Annotated in this window: 1 pseudogene; it reads left to right on the forward strand. The window is 48.0% G+C overall.

Features of this window, described 5'->3' with window-relative positions:
- A pseudogene (locus R8O10_RS27200) lies at positions 1-535 on the forward strand (ATP-dependent DNA helicase DinG); the annotation flags it as partial.

Genomic DNA, 535 nt, shown 5'->3' on the forward strand with positions numbered 1-535 from the left:
ACCAGAGCCAGAAAATACGAGTTATGTCTTTGACGAAGCTCACCACCTGCCTCACGTCGCCCGTGATCACGCTTCAGCATCCGCGAGAGTAAAAGGCGCAGCAGCGTGGCTAGAGAAGCTGAATCAGTCAATCAGTAAATTTTCATCACTGGCTGATGAGAAACGTGTCGCTCGTTTCCGCAATGACTTGCAAGACTCCGTGCAAAACTTAATACCTGCGCTCACTCAATTGACTAAACAGTTCGATCCAGCTCAGTTTGAAGAAGGCATCTACCGCTTTGAACATGGCGAGCTGCCTACTTGGTTAGAAAACCAATCTAAAGAGCTAAAACAGTTCAGCAAGAAAGCAAACCAAAGCGTCGCGAAAATCGCCGATCTTATTGCAGAAAGAGTCAAAGATGGCGAACTCGCGGCAAGATTGGCCGAGCCTGCGCTCGCTGAACTAGGTTTCTATATTCAACGACTAGAGAACCTCGCTCAAGTTTGGCATTTAATGGCAGAGCCAACACGAGAAAAAGGAGCGCCTTTAGCGAGA

It is taken from the genome of Vibrio sp. 1727 (assembly GCF_033344415.1).
GTDB lineage: Bacteria > Pseudomonadota > Gammaproteobacteria > Enterobacterales > Vibrionaceae > Vibrio > Vibrio alginolyticus.